Raw genomic sequence first — 19,587 nt, forward strand, 5'->3', positions numbered from 1 at the left:
CTATAAAGAATACGTAAAATTTTTAGAAAATTATGTTGCAGGATTTAGTGTACTAACAGAAGAAAAATACTTCAATGGTTCTTACGATATTTTAAATAATATAGCCAAATTAACATCAAAACCCATTTTAATGAAAGATTTTGTAGTTACATTTGATCAAATAGAAAGCGCATATAATCTAGGAGCAGATGTTGTATTGTTAATAGCCTCAATTATTTCCGAAAAAGAATTGGAAAATTTAATAAATGAAATAAAAAATTATGGTATGGAATCCTTAGTTGAAATACATGATCAAAACGAACTAGAAGTTGTCATAAATTATAATCCAAGCTTTGTAGGAGTTAATTCTAGAAATCTTTTCAATTTGAGTATTGATTTAAATAATGCAGTTAAGTTAATTGAAAAAATTCCAAAGAACTTCATAAAAATTGCAGAAAGCGGATTAAAAAATAGAAACGATATAGATATTTTTAAATCTCATGGAGCTGATGCATTTTTAATTGGAAGTTCTTTAATGAAAGATCCGCATTTAATAATTTCTTTAATTTAATTAATTATTAATAAATACTATTATCATGATAAGATACATCACAAATGATGAGAAATTAAAATTTAAATAAAATTAAAATTTATTAGCTATATAAAATCAAATAATAAAAATTTTAAATTAAATTTGCATTGATAATTTGTTTATAATATCATATGAAAATCAAATACTTCCGTGTATGGATATAATTTCGTCATACTTATCTATCATGTCTAATTCTTTCTTTTCAACATACACCTTATAATATTGTTTTGATATTAAATCGTAAAGAACATCTCCAGTTTGTTGGGCTAAATTATTTAATAATATAGATGAAAGAATGTGACCCTGTTGTCTTAAGAAATCCTTTGAATTAAATTCCGCCTCTTTTGGTGACAAAGAGGAGAAAGACCTCAAAATATCACTTGCTTTATGCAATAAATTTGTTGTGAATTCTTTGTCATAAGAATCGTTTACTAAACTCTTTAAATCTTCTAAATAAACTTCATGAGCCTTTTTCTTTACCATGCTCTCAAGCATGTCTAATGCTTGGATATTGCTTGTTCCTTCCCAAATAGGCGTAATTAGAGCTTCTCTGTGCCATCTTTCTATTGGATATTCATTTAAGAAACCTATTCCTCCAAATGTTTCCATGGCTAGCTGTGTTACCTTTGATGATAATTCGGCAGTAACATTTTTTGCAATGTGTGTTAAGAACCTAGCGTAATGATATTCCTTAGTATATGGAGGTCTTGCATTAATTGAGTTTTGAAATTCGCCAATTGCCTTATAAGTTAATGCCAATCCCCCTTCAATGCTTATTTCCATATCAAGTAAATCTCTAATCATTAATGGATGTTCAATAATTCTTTTACCGAATGCGTTTCTTTCTCTTGCAAAACCTAATGCCTCTAGATAAGCTTTCCTAGCTACACCCATCGCTCCCACAGCATTGGCTAATCTTGAAACTGTTAAATCTTCCATAATATAATATATCCCTTCATCTTCTTTCCCTATTAAGTCTGCTTCGGAGTTTATTAACTCTACTTCTCCTGTTGGAACAGAGTTCGTTCCGCTCTTGTATTTAAGCCTCCTGATATAGTAATTTAATTCCCCTTTAGAATTGTACCTAGGCAATAAATACAGGGCTAAACCTTTAGCTCCTTCTCTTCCCTTCTCTGGTCTTGCTGAGACTAATGAAATGTCTGCAATACCAGCTCCGCTTGAAAAATATTTGTAGCCATTAAGCAAGTATTTTTTATCAACCTTTTTAGCTGTTGTTGTATTAGCACCTAAATCGCTTCCTCCTTGGGTTTCAGTAAACCATGTTGCGCCCAACTTTAATTTATTACTTAAACCTACTAGGTTTTTGTATTCGTTTTTCAAGTCACCTTCTGCATATTTATTTAAAGCATATGCAGTTTGTATTGTTATTGTTAATATACAAGATAAACCAGGATCCCCTATCAAATATATTCCAGCATAATGATCATGCCACGTTCCGTTATCAAAGGGATATTTATTGACACCATAATTCATTATGAGCTCATTTACTATATACCTTTCATACGGATCTAGCCATGTATAATCAACTCTTTCTCCCTTTGCTCCCCAATAAATTAATCTCGGCAAGCTTTCTAAATCAACTCTATATGTTGATTCATAAACTTCTTTTCCAACAAATTTTCCTAATTCTGTGAAGTCATTTTTTGACTTTGTATATATTTTAAGAAGATCTTTCAAGGGTTTATCCAAAGCATAATGATTTAGCCCATAAGCGTAGGATATACCTTCTAAACCGTTCAGTGGCACTTTTATCACCTTTTTAATTATTAATTATAAATTTTTTATGTTTTATAATTACCACTTTTATTACTTTTCGCTATAACATCTTTTAAAACCTTTTTGTCTATTTTTCCAGTGCCAGTTAATGGAATATCGTTGACAAATATTATATCGTCAGGAACCCAGAATTTGCTAATCTTTCCATCGTTAACATATTTGTTTAAATGACTAAGTATTTTTTCTTTAGCATCTTGAGTTTCCTTAGAGAGTTTTACTATTGCAATAGGCCTTTCTCCCCACTTTTCATCTTTTTTAGCTATTACAGCTACCAATGATACAAATGGTAGTTCTGATATAGCGGCCTCTAATATACTAGAAGGTATCCATTCACCTCCACTCTTTATAACATCCTTCATTCTATCTAGAACAACTAATCCGCCATCATCAGCAATATACCCAATATCACCGGTTTTGAACCAGCCATCTTGTGTGAAAGATTCAGCTGTTTTTTCTTTATCATTATAATAACCACTTGGCATCCATGGTGCTCTAAACAAAATTTCTCCTGGTTCTTTTTCTGATTTGGATTCAATTTTAAATTCTGCCATAGGAACTGGATGAGTTACTTTATGATATTCTAATAACCCATTAGATGTATATTCTGTTTCTATAGTTATTGAAGCAGCAAGCATATCTGTACCACCATAAATTGCCGAAAAACGCATGTTGTTATCTTTCATCTTTTTTACTAAGCCATCAGGTATTGCGCTTCCTCCAATTAGTACTTTTAATCCTTTTTTACTTAGACCTGCATCAAAGAGCATTTGCATCATGGTAGGAACAACGCTAATCCATGTAACTTTTTCTCTTTCAATTGTTTCTACAGCAATTTTTGGATCAAACTTTCCTCCATAAACAAGTTTCGCCCCGATAAGAGGCGCTATTATAAGAGATCCCCACGATAATATATGATATATTGGTATTTGGGGAAACATTACATCATTTTGAGTTAATTTAGCTGGAGCATTATAATATGACAACTGATTTAAAATTGATAATGCTCCGCTTATCATTTTTTCATGATTATACATAACCGCTTTTGGCAAGCCAGTAGTTCCGCTTGTAAAAAGTATGACTGCATTGTCATGTTTTTCAGATTCAGGTTTTCCTTCTTCCATATTAAACTTTAATTCATCGAAAGAAATTACTTGCTCATTCCTTTTTGATTTAACGAGATCAGCATAATCCTTGAATAATCTTTCATATATAAAATACTTTGAATTAGCTTTATTTAATGTATATAACAATTGATCTGGCGGGAGTCTCATGTTTATAGGGTATGCAATCGCTCCCATAGAAGTAATGGAATAAATTAATGTTAAAAATTTTATACTATTTAATCCTATAATCGATACTACATCTCCTTTTTTAACTCCATTATTTTTTAAGTAAGTTATTAGTCTTAAAGAATCATTGTAAATCTCCTTATAATTCTTCTTTTCATTAACATCAACAACTTCTTGCTTTGGGAATAATGTAGAGGCACGCCTTAATACATAGGGGAATGTCAACAATTTTATCACCTTCTAAACAATTAAGATTCCTAATATAAATACTTTTATTACAAAAATTTTTATAATAAATATTCATAATAAGTCTTTTAAGTATTAGTCAATTTTTAAATTTTTTAACAAATATATAATAGTTCTAAAATTTAATTAAAGTTATTTCAAATTTTACATATCTATCTTTACAATAAAATGGTTGTTTTTTAAATTTCTTAGTTTTAGGCATTATTTAATTCTTTTAATTCAATTATGTCTCCTTCATCTGAAAACTTAACGTAAAATTTATATGATCTTTCACTATCTTTTGCTTCTATTGTTCTACCTTTATAAAAATTCCCCTTTATATCTATATAATCTATTCTATTAAGTTTTCCTCTTTTCTTTGCTTCATTAATAATATTTTTAAATGCCTTAGCGCAAATATCGCAACAGAAGAATAAATTATGACCCTCTATTATTTCATAATGATTTCCCCAAGTTCCTCCACATAGAGCACAGCCAGTCTCTTTAGTACCAGCTTGATATCCGTTAACTACAACTATCATTGTCTTATCACCTCTATTATTTCAGGTTCAAACTGCATTGCCCTTTCTAATCTTGCAAAAAGATATTTATCTAAAGCCTCTAGAGACTTTAAGACTGTTACCTTAATGTTTTCAACACTTTTTCTTGTATCTGCATATCTTTCTATTAGATTTAGTGCTTCTGCAGCATGACCCACATCAGCTTCATAGCCTTCTCTCAAGAAGTCCTTAACTTCCTTACTATATTTATCAGAGCTTAGTATCTCTGTGTTGAAATAATGTATTTTTGCGCCATAATTTTTATTTGATCTATCAGCAGCTATTTCTAAGCTGTGCATTGCAGCCATCGTCTCTATCCATGGTCTATTTAGAGCAATATGTCTCCACGTTTCAATGGACTCTTTTGTTAACGGTAAAGGATCTGTGGAAAATATTATCTGTCTGGATAATCCTAAACTTTCTCCCATTCTTATCAACAACTCATAATGCGATGGTTTACCATTTATACCTAAATATTCTGTTGAAATGTTTTCAAGCTCATATTTTATTACATCTTCTTTATCTGTGTTAAAAACTATTAACGATAAAACTTTAACCCAGTTTTGCAAAAAATGTCTATGCTCTAATACATAACCTAGCAGTATTCCTCTTGTGGGCTTTTGCATGGCTAACATAAACGGATGAGGTTTATCAGAATAAAACTTTTCAATAAACCTTCTTCTAATCCATGTAGACAGGCTTTCTGGTTTTTCAAAATAATTATATAGCCATGCTTCTAGTTCTTCTTTTTTTATTTCTTTTTGCGAAACGTTTCTATTTAACCACATAACGTGTTGAGGATCACTCTTTTCATTAGCTATCTTTTCTATATGATCTGAAATATCCACCCAAGAATCTGCTTCGAATCTACAAACCGGACAAATAGGCATGATAACCCTCTTTTTTAAAAGCATTTAAAATTCTTAAACTTTCGTTATAAAAACTTCAAATCAGATTTTAATTTTGCTATTTTAATAATATAAAAGTAAAATACGACAGAAATCTCATTCATTAGAGTCTAATTAAATGTTTTGACTTAAATAGAGCTATAAACATTTTACATATACTCAGAGTTCCTAATAGATGGGAGTGGAAGTTAACTCCTGTTAAGAGATTGGGATAATGGGTTGAAGATCCAGCCCATGGTCTACCGTTAAACAATTGGAGCGATGTAGGTAATTCCCACTAGCTATGAGACGATGAAAGTGAAGGCGGTAAACTACAAACCTATGATCTCCCTAAGGGAACCCTTTGCTCTTCAGGGCGGGAAGGAGGTCGGCTTAATAAAATGTTATGTTTTTGATTAGCATCTTTTAACTTAGAAATACAAATAATATATGAGATAGAATTTAAGAATAAGAAGTTTGAGTGCAATTCATAAAGGTGTAACATTTAAAACTTTGGAGAACTCTTGCCCTTAAGAATTAAAGGGGGTTAACAATATGGATAGATTTAATACTATGATAAAATATTTTAAGTATTTTTCTTATTTAGCGATACTATCTTCATGGATTACTATATTGATTTCTGTTTATTTTAACCCGTGGTTCAAATTAACAAGAAATGCTCTAAGCGATCTTGGCGGTGGAAACCTATTAAGTGGACATCCCCCACCTAAGTATCCTTTTATTTATAATTATGGCATGATAATAACAGGTTTGTTTATGATATTATTTAGCATATATATAATCTATGTATCAAGAAATAAAATTGAAAATTCTGGCGGCACAATTTTTTCTATTTCAGGATTATTTTTGATATTAATTGGCATATATCATGAAGGCACTTATCCTCATGACTTTGTATCAATGTGGTTTTATATAATAACTTCATTTTCTATATTTTTTATTGGTATTTCTATTTTGGCAATAAAAAATTATAAATATGGTTTAACGTTAACTTTGTTACCTATTATTTCATGGTTAATTTATGCATTTGCTGATTTTAAATCGGGAGCCGAAGGAGAAATTTTTGGAATAATAGTAATTCAAATATCTGTAATAATTTACTTGGCCAATTTGAGGCATTATAAATTCAATAGAAGATAAATCAACAAAACTTCATATATATTAATTTTTAATACTTCATCCAGAATACAATATTTGGTGGATATCATGAATGAATTAAACATTGGTGATAAATATTTAGATTTTAGTTTATATAATACAGATTTAAAAGAAATTAAGCTTAGTGATATTTTTAGTAATGGAAAACCCGTGGTATTATTATTCTTTCCGGGAGCCTTTACAAGCGTATGCACAAAAGAACTTTGTACTTTCAGAGATAAAATGGCATTACTCAATAAAGCCAATGCTGTAGTTTTTGGCATAAGTGTTGACAGTCCATTCTCGCTCTCAAAATTTAAGACAGAGAACAAACTGAATTTTGATTTATTGAGCGATTATAACAGGGAAGTTATTAAACTTTATAATGTAGTGCACGAAGATTTAGGCATTATAGGATTACCTAAACTCAAACAGGCAGCCAAGAGAGCAGTTTTTATTTTTGACAAAAAAGGTAATTTAGCATATAAGTGGGTTTCTGATCATCCGGGAAAAGAACCTGATTATGATAAAGTTATTGAAATAGTAAATAGTTTATAATTTTTATTTATATATAATTTTTATAACAACTTTTTTGTTAAATTTTCCTTTCTTTTTTATTTTTTATCAATGTAATCAATAACAATTAAAAACTAAGCTCAACTAAAATTATAAGGAGCTATTGTAATATTAGAAATTGGTGGGATAGATGATAAATGTAGGATTATATTATAAAGTTAAAGAAGGTCATGAGAAAGAATTCGAAAGTATTTTTAACGAAATGGTTAAGGCCTTTAAAAACAGTGATATTGGATTTATAGATGGAAAGCTTTATAAAAGAGTTGATGAACCAAGGGAATACTTAATTTATTCTGAGTGGAAAGATTTAGAATCTTTCAAAAATTTCATAAAGAGTAGAGAATTCAAAAATGCAACAGAATATGGAGCAACAATTTTAGAAAATAAGCCTTATCATAGAATATATAAGGAAATAAACGAATAATTTTTATAAAAGATAACAAAGACAATATAAACACTTACCTTTTAAAATACTAAAAGTTAATACTTTTAAAGAATTATTAATATTGGTGAAACTATGATTAAATTAAAAAGGGTTTATGATAAAGCATCTCCAGATGATGGCTTAAGAATTTTGGTTGAAAGATTATGGCCAAGAGGAATTAAAAAAGAAAATGCAAAAATAGATTTATGGTTTAAGGAGGTTGCTCCAAGTAATGAGTTAAGGAAGTGGTTCTCACATGACCCTAAAAAATGGCTAGAGTTTAAAGAAAAATACTACGAGGAACTAAATAAAAATAGAGAAGCTATTGAAAAGCTCCTAGACATAGTTAAAAATAAAAAAGATGTTACATTAATTTATTCATCAAAAGATAAAGAGCATAATAATGCTGTTGCTTTAAAAGAGTATTTAGAAAATTTTTTATAAATTATCTAAACCCTTGTATTTACCCACTATATTTTCTAAACTATCCCTTTCTCTTATGCCAACAACGTTGTTTTTCTTTAAAATTACTTCAGCCGGTATAGGTCTTAAGTTATAGTTTGATGCCATTGATATTCCATAAGCACCTACATCTAATATTGCTATGTAATCTCCTACTTTAGGTCTTTTTAATCTAACATCTAGAGCTATGTAATCATCTGATTCGCATATAGGACCAACAACATCATATGTTTCTTCTATATCTCCATTTTCATTTAACAATTTAATCCTATGGAAAGCGTTATATAATGCTGGTCTAATTAATGAGTTCATACCTGCATCTATTTGAACATATTTTTTACGCCCGTCTATTTCCTTAATTCCATTTACTCTAGAAATTAGTATAGATGCATTAACAACCAAATACCTACCTGGCTCAATTCTTAATTCCTTATCATAAGGAAATTTATCATTAATAACACTAGCTATTTTATCTGTATCTATATGTTCTCCTGTCATATAATTATAACCAAATCCTCCACCAATATCTATGAAATCTTTTTTCGATAGATTATCAAAAATCTTAGTCATTTTATCAATTAATATTGAATAGGGTTTTTCATCCAATATTCCAGAACCTATATGAGCATGCAATCCATTTATTTCTATGCCTATTTCTTTTGACTTCTCTATTAATTTATTTAAGCTTGAAATATCTACACCAAATTTAGAATACGCTTTACCAGTCATGACTTTTTCGCTAAATCCAGCTTCTATACTTGGGTTTATTCTAACTCCATAATTTTTAAATCTTAATCCTTTAGAATTTTCTAGCATATCTAATGAATCAAGAATTAAAGTATCAACGCCATAGATACTAGCAACATTTAATTCTTCTTTAGATGCATTTGGAGGTGCAAATGAAATATCCTTTCCATTAAACCCAATTTTTTCAGCCAAAATAAACTCATATGGAGAAGCTGCGTCGATTCCAGACCCTAAACCCTTTAACAATTTTAGTATAAAGGGATTGTAGTTCGCTTTCATTGCATAAAATATTTTTAGTTTATTAAAGTATTTTTTAAATGAACTTTCTATCTTTCTATAATTTTTCTCAACAATATCTAAATCTGTTATATAAAGTGGGGTACCATATTTTTCTGCTAAATTAATTATTAATGAATTGTCCAATAGTGTTCCCCTCATTTATATATTAATTAAAAGCTTTAAAAGAAATAGTTTAATAGTTCTGAGTATTTATTTAAATCACCTTTATTAATGAGGTATTCATATGATTTCTCTAATAAGTCTTTAGGATCCGGTAAATCTTTTTCTTCATTAAACATATTAATAGCTTTTTCTATAGAAACAAGCCTTAGAAATAAACCATTAATTTTCATCAATTCCAATGAAGAGTTTGGAGCCATAGATACTACATCTTCCTGCATACCGCTAGTAGGTATAGAATGAGAGGACATAGAAATGCTAGATCCTCTTGAATAAGCACTTATTGAAGCTGCTGTATATTGCATTATCATAGCGCCTACAACACTTTTTTCCTTTAAAAGAAAGTCGCTTTTTCTATTTATCTTCCCATCTAAGAGCTGAGAAATCCTCCTTTCAACAGAGTTCATAACAGGTATTGCAGCCGTTTTTAAAAAATCAGAAATAATTCCTGAATATATAGCGTGGAATTGACATGCATGATACACGTTACCTGAATAAATTATAGGGTTATCTGATGAAGAATTCATTTCATTTTTCAAAACTTCTTTACTAAATCCTATAGTATCAAATAATGCTCCATATATTTGAGGAATACATCTAATGCTATAAGGATCTTGCAGCCTGGGCGTATCCAAACATGGATTATTTAACTTTTCAATTACCGTTTTTACGCCTGGTTGCTTTTTTGTTTCATAGATAGCCTCTGAATAGTGTTGATTATTACAACCCGATAAATAAAGTGATTCTTTAGCTACGTCTAAAGACAAATTAAATATTTTTTCAATAACATATGTATTAATTAAACTCATAGCAGTACTAAAAGCATTGCTGTTAATTAAAGCAAGTGCCTCTCCGGGTTCTAACTCGAAAATTTCTAGTCCACTGTTATGCAACGCATCATTACAGCTAACTTTTTCATTATTATAGTACGCAAAACCTTCTCCATATATTAAGCATCTAAATATTCTAGATAAAGGTGCTAAATCTCCGCTCGCTCCTACACTACCTAGAATTGGTACAATAGGTATTATATTATTATTAATTGCATCTCTTAACCTTTCTATAACTTCAATTCTTACTGGTGAATTCCCTTTACTTAGTTGAATTAATCTAACAAGCATTGTGGCTTTTATTAGCAAGCTAGGGACATTTTTTCCTATACTAGTATCATGCTCTCTCAAAATTATTTTTTCCCTTTCTCTGTTGTGAACGTTTTGTTTATTAATTAGAGCCCCTAAGCTTGTTGAATAGCCATAAACATTACCTTTCTTTGCTTCTCTTTCATAAATTTTTCTAGATTCAATTATCTTATTTTTTAATTCATCACAAATTTCTACTTTATTAAATAAAAATTCCTGAAAAAATTCGTCAAAACCAATATCCTTACATATTAAAACCAATGTAGACACCTTTAACATTTGATCGATGGAGACTTTATTCCTTTTTTACACAGTGTTTCTTTTGCAATATCATAACCTGCGTCTGCATGTCTTACGACTCCAATACCTGGATCAACGGTTAATACTCTTTCAGCTCTTTCTAAGCTTTCTTCACTACCATCTAATACTAAGCCGAATCCTGCATGTATTGAATAACCAATCCCTACCCCTCCTCCATGATGAAACGCAACCCATGTTGCCCCAGCTGAAGCATTTAACAAAGCATTTAATATAGGCCAATCTCCTATAGCATCGCTTCCATCTTTCATAGCCTCAGTTTCCCTATAAGGACTTGCAACACTGCCAGTATCGTGATGATCTCTACCTATCCACATGGGTCCTATTTCTCCTAGTTTTACAAGCTCATTCATTAATTTCCCAAATTTTGCCCTTTCTCCATATCCTAAATAAACGACTCTTGCCGGTAACCCCTGGAATTTGATATACTTGTGTGCTTTTTCAATCCAGTTTACCAAAAACTTATTTTCACTAAACATAGCAATTAGCTCATCATCTAGCCTGTATATATCTTTGGGATTGCCGACTAAACTCGAATATCTAAATGGACCTCTACCCTCTGCAAACAATGGTCTTATAAATAAAGGAACATAACCAGGTATTTGGAAAGCATCTTTAAATCCAGCATCATAAGCCATTCTTCTTATATTGTTTCCATAATCAAATGCTATTGATCCTCTTTTTTGAAATTCTACCATAGTTTCAACTGTTTTCCTCATGCTTTTCATTGATAGTTCTATGTACTTTTCTGGATTGTTTTGCCTCAATTTATCAGCTTCTTCTAATGTTAAGCCCTCAGGTATATAGCTTAAAGGATCATGGGCGGGTGTTTGATCAGTAACTATATCTGGTATGAATCCTCTCCTCAACAATTCAGGATATATTTCTGCGGCATTCCCTAATAGACCAATGCTTATTGGTTCTTTCCTTTGCTTATATGTATTAGCAATATCTAATGCCTTATCAATGCTATCTGTCCATGTATCTAAATATTTAAACCTAATTCTTCTTTCTATCATTTTCTTATCAACTTCCACTATTATACCTATTCCACCATTCATTGTTATTGCTAAAGGCTGTGCTCCACCCATTTCGCCTAATCCAGAACTCAGTATTATTTTCCCTTCTAAAGAGCCATTAAAGTATAGTTTTGATGCAGCTGCGATCGTTTCATAAGTACCTTGTATTATACCTTGAGAGCCTATATAATTCCATGATCCTGCAGTCATTTGCCCAAACATTGTTAAGCCTCTTTCCTCTAATTCTTTAAAATAATTGAAATCAGCCCATTTGGGAACAAGCATTGCATTACTTATTAAAACCCTGGGAGCATATTTGCTAATTTTAAATATAGCAACAGGCTTACCGCTTTGAACAACTAGAGTTTCGTCTTCTTTTAATTCCATAAGAGAATCCGCAATACTTTCAAATGAGTTCCAATCTCTTGCTGCTTTACCTGTTCCTCCATAAACAATTAAATGTTCTGGATCTTTTGCTACATCTGGGTCTAATACATGAAATAGCATCCTTAAAATACCTTCTGTCTGCCAACCAGATTTAGTATGCATTTCCCAACCTTCTATATGACGAACTCTTGCCTTTTCTTCAGGATTATAATAGCCTTCTTCTATTAGCTTTAAAATAGGTCTTCCTTCATATCTTCTTAAAGTTTCATTGCTTACCATAATTAACACCAATTTTTATAAGTAAGATAAAAATATAAATATTTCATTAAAAGGTATTAAATCACAAATTAATAAAAAATAATAGGTGAAAGCATGTATTTGGAAGAGCCAAGCAATAGTTTTATTAGAGATGAAAACGATGTAAAAATAAAAGACTTAGAAAAGAAAATACCATTGATAGGAATACCATGGGACTGGTCTACTGGAGGAAGACCTGGAGCAAGATTTTCTCCGCAAGAAATTAGAAAAGAGCTTTATAGTTTAAGAAGCGATGTATATAAAATTAGGGAAATAAAATACGGATTCAAAGATTTAGGTAATGTAAAGGTAGTTCCGGGAGATGTGGATGGCACATCACATAGAATAATAAGTGTTGCAGAAAAAGCCTTTTCTGAATATACTCCAACAGTATTTTTAGGTGGAGATCATTCGATAACTAAAAACATACTTATTGGTTTAATTAATTTTTATAAAAAAATTGGTTTAATTGTTTTTGATGCGCATTATGATCTAAGAGAAGTAAAAGAAGGGCTAACTAGCGGCTCTTGGTTAAATGAGCTATTAAAGTCTTATAAGGAAAAATTTGAAGTGATCCAAATTGGAATATCAGATTATTCAAACCCTCCATACATGAAAAAAATAGCTGATAAATTTGGGATAAAGGTTTTCTATAGGGATCAAATAAGTGAAGGTTTTGATATCATATTTAATGAAATAAAAATGATTAAAGAAAAAACTGATGGCTTATATATTAGCATAGATATGGATCATTTAGATCAGTCCTTTGCACCAGGTGTTAACAGTCCAACAGCTTTAGGAATGTACCCAGATGAAACGATTAAAATAATTAAAGAAATTGTTAAAAATGTAAATCTGTTAGGTTTGGATGTAACAGAAATAGCTCCACCCTTTGATTTAAACAATATGACAAGTAGATTGGCTGCAAAGCTAATATTATATACATTAAATTATTATATAGGGAATAAAAATGAATAGTGTAGATTTAGTAATCTATAACATAGGAGAAGCAGTTTATTTTAAAGAGCCTATAAGGAAAGTCAATGATGAAAACACAAAAATGTTTAAGGATTTTGGAATAGCAATTAATAATGGGGAAATATTCGATATTGGAAGCTCTGATTATATTTTAACTAAATATAATAGTAAAAACAAAATCAATGCTGATAAAAGGCTTTTGACTAGCGGATTTGTTGATATGCATACCCATGCAATTTTTGCAGGAAGCAGAGAAGATGAATTATATAAGAAATTGTCAGGCATAAGTTATTCTCAAATATTAAAGGAAGGAGGAGGAATATACAAAACAGTTTCTATTACAAAGAATGCATCCGAAGAAACTCTTAAATCAAATTTAGAAAAAATATTAAAAAAATCAATATCATTAGGTACAGTTGCTATAGAAATAAAATCTGGTTATGGTTTGGATTTAGAAAATGAACTAAAATTGCTACGCGTTATAAATAGTTTTAAAGAATATAATATAATATCTACATTATTAGCTCATGTAATTCCAAAGGAATTTGACGGAGATGAATATGTTGACTATTTTATAAACAAAATAATCCCTGAAGTGAAAAGGCAAAATCTAGCTAAGTACGTTGATGTTTTCTGTGATGAAAACGCATTTAATTTAGAACAGACTAGAAGAATATTTAAAGCTGCCTTAAAATATGGTTTTAAGCTAAGAATGCATGCAGATCAAATAAAGTATATTGGATGCTCTGATTTAGTAAAAGAGTTTCCATTAAGTTCTATAGATCATTTGGAAAGTACCCCCCAAGAAAAAGTAAAGGCTTTAAGTGAAACAGGTTCAGCTTTAGGCCTATTGCCCGCTAGCGTTATAAGTATGCTAGATAATAAAAAACCTGCTATTGATTCGATGAGAAATAAGGCTATAATAGCTTTAGGAACTGATTATAGTCCAAATAATCCTATGATTTCAATGCAAACAGTTTTTGACTTGGCCATTTATTATTTGAATTTTAAGCCAATAGAAGCTTTAGCGTATTCAACAATAAACTCTGCATATAGTTTAGGATTAAATCATCTAGGAAATATAGATATAGGTAAAGAGGCCGATCTAATAATATGGGATGTAGAAAACTTAAACCAATTGGGTTATTATTGGGGTTATGATAGAATAAATACTTTAATTTATAAAGGAAAAATTATTAAAAGCCAGGAAAACTAAGTAAATATTAGATGAGAGAATGATTAAATTAATATTAATTATAATGCTATTCATAATATTAATGTCATTAAATGTAGCTAGATCAACAAGTGTTGGAATAAACGATAATGGAACTATAGTAACAAACAATGGTACATTAACTTATGGATACTCAACAAATGGCTTGTTAGGCATATTTAATTTTTATAACGGTTCATTTTACTCTTTAAGGCCAAGTTATACTTATGGTTTTAGCCTACAATTAAATGCTAATGTTAACATTTCTTTAAATACTACGCTATGGATTCAATCTATTGCAAGGATATCAAATATTGATAACACCTATAAAATAGAATTTTTAGACAACGTTTGGAATGTCACCCAACAAAACACTACTTTAAAAGGAGTAAAGGGCAATGGTAATATTTATAATAATGAATATTATGCTTATGAATATCCAGAAACCTTTGTTTCCAAAACACCTTTTACAATAAAAGAATATGTTTATATAAAAAATTCAAGCCATCCGATAATTGAAATTTACTTTAATTTTATTAACTCAACTTACCAATCTGGAGAAACCTTATTGGATAAAATAATCGTAAATCAAATGTCTAACAATCCTGTTTTTCTAATAGGTCAAATGGGTGGATCAGCTCCCCAAACTGTTAATAGTTTATTAGAACCCTTCGTTTTACAATTTGTTGTTGCGGGATATTCAAAAGGATCTCAATTACTTGTATTTAAATGGCATGCGTCTATGAAACTCTTTTATTTATATAATAATTCATGGTATATTATCCCTTCAGCATATCAGGATAGCCCAACTGATTTTGCTGGGGGAACAACGCTTGAAAGTGTTAATATGTTAAATGGCATAAATGAATATTTTTTAAATAATACCGTTATACAAATAAATGGAAATTTAAATCAAAGTGCTTTATGGACTCCGAGCGTGAAAATATTAAACAGCACTAACTATACAATAGAACTAAATCCTCCTACTCTATGGGATTTAACCATAATTGGTAATAACTTTAACAAAAGCATAATTGGTAACATAACAAATATAACACTGATAAAGGGTAAATATTTAGTTTATGCTAGTTTAAAAGCCGGTGGAAAAACAATAGAAAGCTTTTTTATTAATTTAAGTTCAAACAATACAATAAAGTTTAATACAAATTATTTAGAACAATTTAATTCTTTAATTTATATAAGCGGATTTATAGTCATGCTTTTAATAATAGCTATAGTTTTAAGAAAAATTAAGAAGAATTTATAGATTCAGACAAAAAAATATATATTCTCTATGTAGAAAAAATTAAAAATTTCTCTATAAATAGATAGATATGGTGATAGCATGTCTCAGAAGGTCTCTATATTTATGATATCTCCAACTGTTGAGAAATTGCTCTCTTTAGCTGTTATAGTGTCAGGAGCAGTTGCTGAAGATATGGATGTCTATGTTTTTTTGAGCTTCTCTCAAGTTGCATTCAAGAAAGGTATGCCGGAAAAATTTGATAAGATTGGAAAAGATTACGAAGAATATAAACAAACGGCTGTAAATTATATGATGGAAAAGAAGGTTTCATGGTATTCTATGCTAAGAGATGCAAAATCAACTGGCAAGGTTAGAATAGAAGCTTGCTCTCTTGTTGCAGATATGTTAAAACTTAAAAAAGAGGATTTCGATCCACTAGTTGATAGCATATCAGGCGTTGGAACATTCCTAAATGAAGCTTCTAAGTCTGATGTTGTTCTATATATTTGAAATAATAAATAACAAAATAATTTTTTAATTTATTATATTTTTATTAAAATAATATAATTTGATAATTTTATACTACCTACAACTTTTATTTTATAATAATAAAAGTTTAATACTTTTTATTTTTACTACCGAGAAGGGTAATAATAATGAATGCGGATTATGTTATAGGAAAAGTAAACAGAAAAACGTTTGAAGAAGTAATATACCCCAATCTTGGCATTAAGGACGAAAATGTTAAAATTGGTCCGCAATTTGGTGTGGATTTTGGAGTTTTAAATGTAGGAGATAAGGATTTAATAATAGAGGTAGATCCAGTTTATATTGTCCCTGAATATGGTTGGGAAAAGAGTTCATGGTTTGCAGTTCATATATTAGCAAGCGATGTTGCAGTTTCTGGAGTTCCTCCCAAATATCTATTCATTGATTTAAATTTACCAATGAAAATGACTGATGAAGAATTCAAGGAAATGTGGCTAAACATACATAAAGAGTGCTTAAGACTTGGTATATCTATCGTTTCTGGTCATACAGGAAGATATGAAGGTATTGATTATCCAATGATAGGAGGAGCTACATTAATAGGAGTAACCAACAAAGACAATTATGTTTCACCAAATATGGTTGAACCAGGAGATTTGATACTTATGACAAAAGGTCCTGCTATTGAGACCGCAGGCATATTATCTTCCCTATTTCCTCAAGTTTTAGAAAAAGATTACGGTAAGGAATTTGCATCAAAGGCACAAAATATATTTTGGCTACAGTCTGTTGTGGAAGACGCTCTAACCTTATCATCTCTTGGTTTGAGAAAAGGGGTCAAGGCAATGCACGATGCAACAGAATATGGGGTCTGGGGTGCATTAAATGATATTGCTGAAGCAAGCAAAGTTAAGATAGAAGTTTATAAAGAAAAATTGTTTATTAGGGATGATGTTTCAAAGGTATTAAAATCATTTTCAAGTTTTACCAAAATTAATATAGATCCTTATGCATCGATTAGCGAAGGTACATTAATTGCTGCAATAAGCAAAGATAAAGAAAAAGAAGCTATTAAAATTTTAAATGAAAAAGGTATTGAGGCAAGAATAATAGGGGAAGCAAAAGAAGGTAATGGCGTTTATCTGATAGATAAAGATAAAGAAACAAAGATTAATCAGCCCGAAAAAGATGATTTTTGGCCAATTTTCTTTAGAACACTTGACTTAGTTAAAGGTGGTAAAAATGAGTAATGAAGCTAAAAGAAATAAGGTCATACCGGTTGCATTAACCATAGCTGGAAGTGATAGTAGTGGAGGAGCTGGTATAGCTGCTGATCTAAAAACTTTTTCTATAATGGGAGTTCACGGAACTCTTGCTATAACAAGCGTGACAGCTCAAAATACCTATGAAGTTACAGGTATTTATGATATTTCTCCACTGATTGTAAGGAAACAAATTGAGGCTATATATAATGATATTGGAATTGACGCGGCAAAAACAGGAATGCTAAGCAATGCTGATATAGTTAATGAGGTCGCAAATACATTAAAATCCTATGATTTTCCTTTAGTAATAGATCCAGTAATGATCTCTAAGAGCGGTTCTACTTTGCTTAAAGAAGATGCCATAAAGGTTCTTATAGATAAATTAATACCTAGAGCTACAGTAATAACTCCTAATGTGCCTGAAGCTGAAAAAATAACAAATATAAAAATTTCAAATTTGGATGATGCAAGAGAAGCAGCAAAAATAATTGTAGAAAAATATGGTGCAAAAGCAGCTATCATTAAAGGAGGTCATATGATGGGAGATTTTTCTATAGATGTATTGTATTACAATGGGCAATATAAAGAATATAAAGAGAAGAGAATTCTAACAAATACAGATCATGGAACTGGATGCTCATTTTCAGCTGCAATTGCTGCTAACTTAGCTAAAGGCTTTGATGTATTCGAATCTGTAAAAATTGCAAAAATAATGATAACTCAAGCGATATCATATGGCTTACCGATTGGAAAAGGTCATGGACCAGTCAATCCAAATGCTTATATGGAAATAAATTATCATAAATACTTAACATATTTAGAAATGAAAAAAGCTTTAAGTCTAATGAAAGAAAATGAAGAGTTAATATCAAAGCTCATACCAGAAATTTCTACAAATATTGCAATGGCATTACCTAAATTTTATACGAGGGATTTGCAAGATATAATAGCAGTTCCAGGTAGAATAAGAAATTTTGGTAATAAGCTAATTTTTGAAAATGAGCCCGAATTTGGTGCCAGCAGCCATGTAGCTAGAGCATTATTAAAATATATGGAATTCTATCCAGACTATAGATCTGCTGCTAATATAGCATATGATGAGAAGATTAAAAAAGTTGTAGAAAAATTAGGATACACAAGCTCTTATTATGATAGAAAATATGAACCAATTGATGTTAAAGAAACGGAAGGAGGGTCTATACCTTGGGGCATAACTTATGCAATCAATATTAGCAAAAAACCAGTAGATTTTATATTTGATCTAGGAGATTTTGGAAAAGAACCTGGAAGTTTTATTTTTGGTAAAAATGCTACAGAAGTTATTAAGAAAATGATAGAAGTTTCTAAATTAATATGATCACTTTTTCTTCCTACCAGTTCTTCTAGCTGCTATATGACCCACTTTTCTTCCTGGGGGCGTATTTCTTGCAACTGTTGTGGGCCTACCCTCATGCTGATGTGATCCGCCACCAAATGGATGAGAAGCTACGTTCATTGCAACGCCTCTAACAGTTGGGAATTTTGTGGCTTTTGCTTTAGCCTTATAATATGAGGCGCTTGCCTTCAATAATGGTTTCTCTATCCTTCCTGCCCCTGCTGGTATGCCTATAGTTGCTCTGCAATCTTTATCTAAATCTTTTTCAACTTTGCTTGGCAATCTTATTCTTACTTTATCTTCACTTTTCCCTAATACTAAAGCATAGCTCCCAGCCTGCCTTGCTAATTTACCACCATCTCCAGGCCTAAGCTCAACATTAAACACATAAGTTCCTTCTGGTATTTTGCTTAGTGGTAATATGTTACCGAATACTGGTTCAGCATCATCACCAATTTGTATTTCTTGCCCTACATAAGATCCTTCAGCTGCAGGTACATAAAATTCCTTTCCTGATTCCGTAACTATATATGCTAATGGCACGTATCTTCCTGGATCATGTATTAAATCTTTTATAGTCCCTTTTTCAGTTTTGTCTATAGGTAGATACTTTGCAGGCATTATATGTATATGCCCTGGATTCCTGAATTGAGAGCCTCCTCTACCTGCTCTTTGCTGCCTTAAGCTTTTTCCCATTTTCCACACC

Annotated in this window: 19 protein-coding genes; 11 read left to right on the plus strand and 8 right to left on the minus strand. The window is 30.6% G+C overall.

Annotation, left to right across the window (positions count from 1 at the left end):
• Window positions 1–550: indole-3-glycerol-phosphate synthase (locus ACP5GV_RS05695; protein ID WP_428102762.1), on the plus strand; the 550-nt coding region annotated here is incomplete at its 5' end.
• 159 nt (window positions 551–709) lie between these two features.
• Here ACP5GV_RS05695 and ACP5GV_RS05700 read toward each other — a convergent pair.
• The 4 genes from ACP5GV_RS05700 to ACP5GV_RS05715 form a co-directional block, all read right to left on the minus strand.
• A complete protein-coding gene (locus tag ACP5GV_RS05700) occupies window positions 710–2,338 on the minus strand; it encodes an acyl-CoA dehydrogenase family protein (protein ID WP_428068130.1) in 1,629 nt (542 codons plus the stop codon).
• A 35-nt stretch (window positions 2,339–2,373) separates the two neighbouring features.
• A complete protein-coding gene (locus ACP5GV_RS05705) occupies window positions 2,374–3,882 on the minus strand; it encodes an AMP-binding protein (protein ID WP_428068129.1) in 1,509 nt (502 codons plus the stop codon).
• A gap of 215 nt (window positions 3,883–4,097) precedes the next feature.
• Window positions 4,098–4,424, minus strand: a complete 327-nt coding sequence (locus ACP5GV_RS05710; protein ID WP_428068127.1) for a TA0938 family protein — start codon at window positions 4,422–4,424, stop codon at window positions 4,098–4,100.
• The gene (locus ACP5GV_RS05715) at window positions 4,421–5,332 is read right to left on the minus strand and encodes a C2H2 type zinc finger domain-containing protein (RefSeq protein ID WP_428068126.1); all 912 of its coding nucleotides are present in this window, start codon (window positions 5,330–5,332) and stop codon (window positions 4,421–4,423) included. Before ACP5GV_RS05715 ends, ACP5GV_RS05710 begins: the two co-directional genes overlap by 4 nt.
• Before the next feature lie 552 nt (window positions 5,333–5,884).
• Here ACP5GV_RS05715 and ACP5GV_RS05720 point away from each other — a divergent pair.
• The 4 genes from ACP5GV_RS05720 (at window position 5,885) to ACP5GV_RS05735 (ending at window position 7,931) form a co-directional block, all read left to right on the plus strand.
• Window positions 5,885–6,490 carry a DUF998 domain-containing protein gene (locus tag ACP5GV_RS05720; RefSeq protein WP_428102764.1) on the plus strand — a complete coding sequence of 202 codons (606 nt, stop codon included), beginning with the start codon at window positions 5,885–5,887 and terminating at the stop codon, window positions 6,488–6,490.
• A 66-nt stretch (window positions 6,491–6,556) separates the two neighbouring features.
• Entirely contained in the window at window positions 6,557–7,045 is a 489-nt protein-coding gene (locus tag ACP5GV_RS05725; protein ID WP_428068122.1) for a peroxiredoxin, read from the plus strand.
• A gap of 148 nt (window positions 7,046–7,193) precedes the next feature.
• On the plus strand, window positions 7,194–7,487 hold the full coding sequence (locus tag ACP5GV_RS05730) for an antibiotic biosynthesis monooxygenase family protein (protein ID WP_428068120.1): 294 nt from the start codon (window positions 7,194–7,196) through the stop codon (window positions 7,485–7,487).
• A gap of 93 nt (window positions 7,488–7,580) precedes the next feature.
• Window positions 7,581–7,931 carry a DUF488 domain-containing protein gene (locus tag ACP5GV_RS05735; RefSeq protein WP_428068119.1) on the plus strand — a complete coding sequence of 117 codons (351 nt, stop codon included), beginning with the start codon at window positions 7,581–7,583 and terminating at the stop codon, window positions 7,929–7,931.
• Here ACP5GV_RS05735 and lysA read toward each other — a convergent pair.
• The 3 genes from lysA to hutU are packed head-to-tail and all read right to left on the minus strand — an operon-like array spanning window position 7,926 to window position 12,180.
• Window positions 7,926–9,119 carry a diaminopimelate decarboxylase gene (gene lysA, locus ACP5GV_RS05740; protein WP_428102766.1) on the minus strand — a complete coding sequence of 398 codons (1,194 nt, stop codon included), beginning with the start codon at window positions 9,117–9,119 and terminating at the stop codon, window positions 7,926–7,928. The two genes, ACP5GV_RS05735 and lysA, sit on opposite strands and share 6 nt — an antisense overlap.
• A gap of 35 nt (window positions 9,120–9,154) precedes the next feature.
• Window positions 9,155–10,555, minus strand: coding sequence for an aromatic amino acid ammonia-lyase (locus ACP5GV_RS05745; RefSeq protein ID WP_428068115.1), 1,401 nt, complete (start codon window positions 10,553–10,555; stop codon window positions 9,155–9,157).
• A gap of 11 nt (window positions 10,556–10,566) precedes the next feature.
• Window positions 10,567–12,180 carry a urocanate hydratase gene (hutU, locus tag ACP5GV_RS05750; RefSeq protein ID WP_367117871.1) on the minus strand — a complete coding sequence of 538 codons (1,614 nt, stop codon included), beginning with the start codon at window positions 12,178–12,180 and terminating at the stop codon, window positions 10,567–10,569.
• A 210-nt stretch (window positions 12,181–12,390) separates the two neighbouring features.
• Here hutU and ACP5GV_RS05755 point away from each other — a divergent pair, with 210 nt between their 5' ends.
• The 6 genes from ACP5GV_RS05755 to ACP5GV_RS05780 all read left to right on the plus strand — a co-directional run bounded on the left by ACP5GV_RS05755 (window position 12,391) and on the right by ACP5GV_RS05780 (window position 18,863).
• Window positions 12,391–13,293 carry an arginase family protein gene (locus ACP5GV_RS05755; protein ID WP_428068113.1) on the plus strand — a complete coding sequence of 301 codons (903 nt, stop codon included), beginning with the start codon at window positions 12,391–12,393 and terminating at the stop codon, window positions 13,291–13,293.
• Entirely contained in the window at window positions 13,286–14,509 is a 1,224-nt protein-coding gene (gene hutI / locus ACP5GV_RS05760; RefSeq protein ID WP_428068111.1) for an imidazolonepropionase, read from the plus strand. The genes ACP5GV_RS05755 and hutI overlap by 8 nt, the downstream gene beginning before the upstream one ends.
• Before the next feature lie 19 nt (window positions 14,510–14,528).
• A complete protein-coding gene (locus ACP5GV_RS05765) occupies window positions 14,529–15,773 on the plus strand; it encodes a thermopsin family protease (RefSeq protein ID WP_428102768.1) in 1,245 nt (414 codons plus the stop codon).
• Between the two features lie 78 nt (window positions 15,774–15,851).
• A complete protein-coding gene (locus ACP5GV_RS05770) occupies window positions 15,852–16,262 on the plus strand; it encodes a DsrE/DsrF/DrsH-like family protein (RefSeq protein WP_292319225.1) in 411 nt (136 codons plus the stop codon).
• A 146-nt stretch (window positions 16,263–16,408) separates the two neighbouring features.
• Entirely contained in the window at window positions 16,409–17,491 is a 1,083-nt protein-coding gene (locus ACP5GV_RS05775) for an AIR synthase family protein (RefSeq protein ID WP_428068107.1), read from the plus strand.
• Window positions 17,484–18,863, plus strand: a complete 1,380-nt coding sequence (locus ACP5GV_RS05780; protein ID WP_428068106.1) for a bifunctional hydroxymethylpyrimidine kinase/phosphomethylpyrimidine kinase — start codon at window positions 17,484–17,486, stop codon at window positions 18,861–18,863. The genes ACP5GV_RS05775 and ACP5GV_RS05780 overlap by 8 nt, the downstream gene beginning before the upstream one ends.
• On the opposite strand, the gene ACP5GV_RS05785 is transcribed toward ACP5GV_RS05780, so the two are convergent.
• On the minus strand, window positions 18,864–19,577 hold the full coding sequence (locus ACP5GV_RS05785; protein ID WP_428068104.1) for a 50S ribosomal protein L2: 714 nt from the start codon (window positions 19,575–19,577) through the stop codon (window positions 18,864–18,866).
• Window positions 19,578–19,587: the final 10 nt, after the last annotated feature.

Origin of the sequence: Caldisphaera sp. (genome assembly GCF_049974385.1) — an archaeon.
GTDB lineage: Archaea > Thermoproteota > Thermoprotei_A > Sulfolobales > Acidilobaceae > Caldisphaera.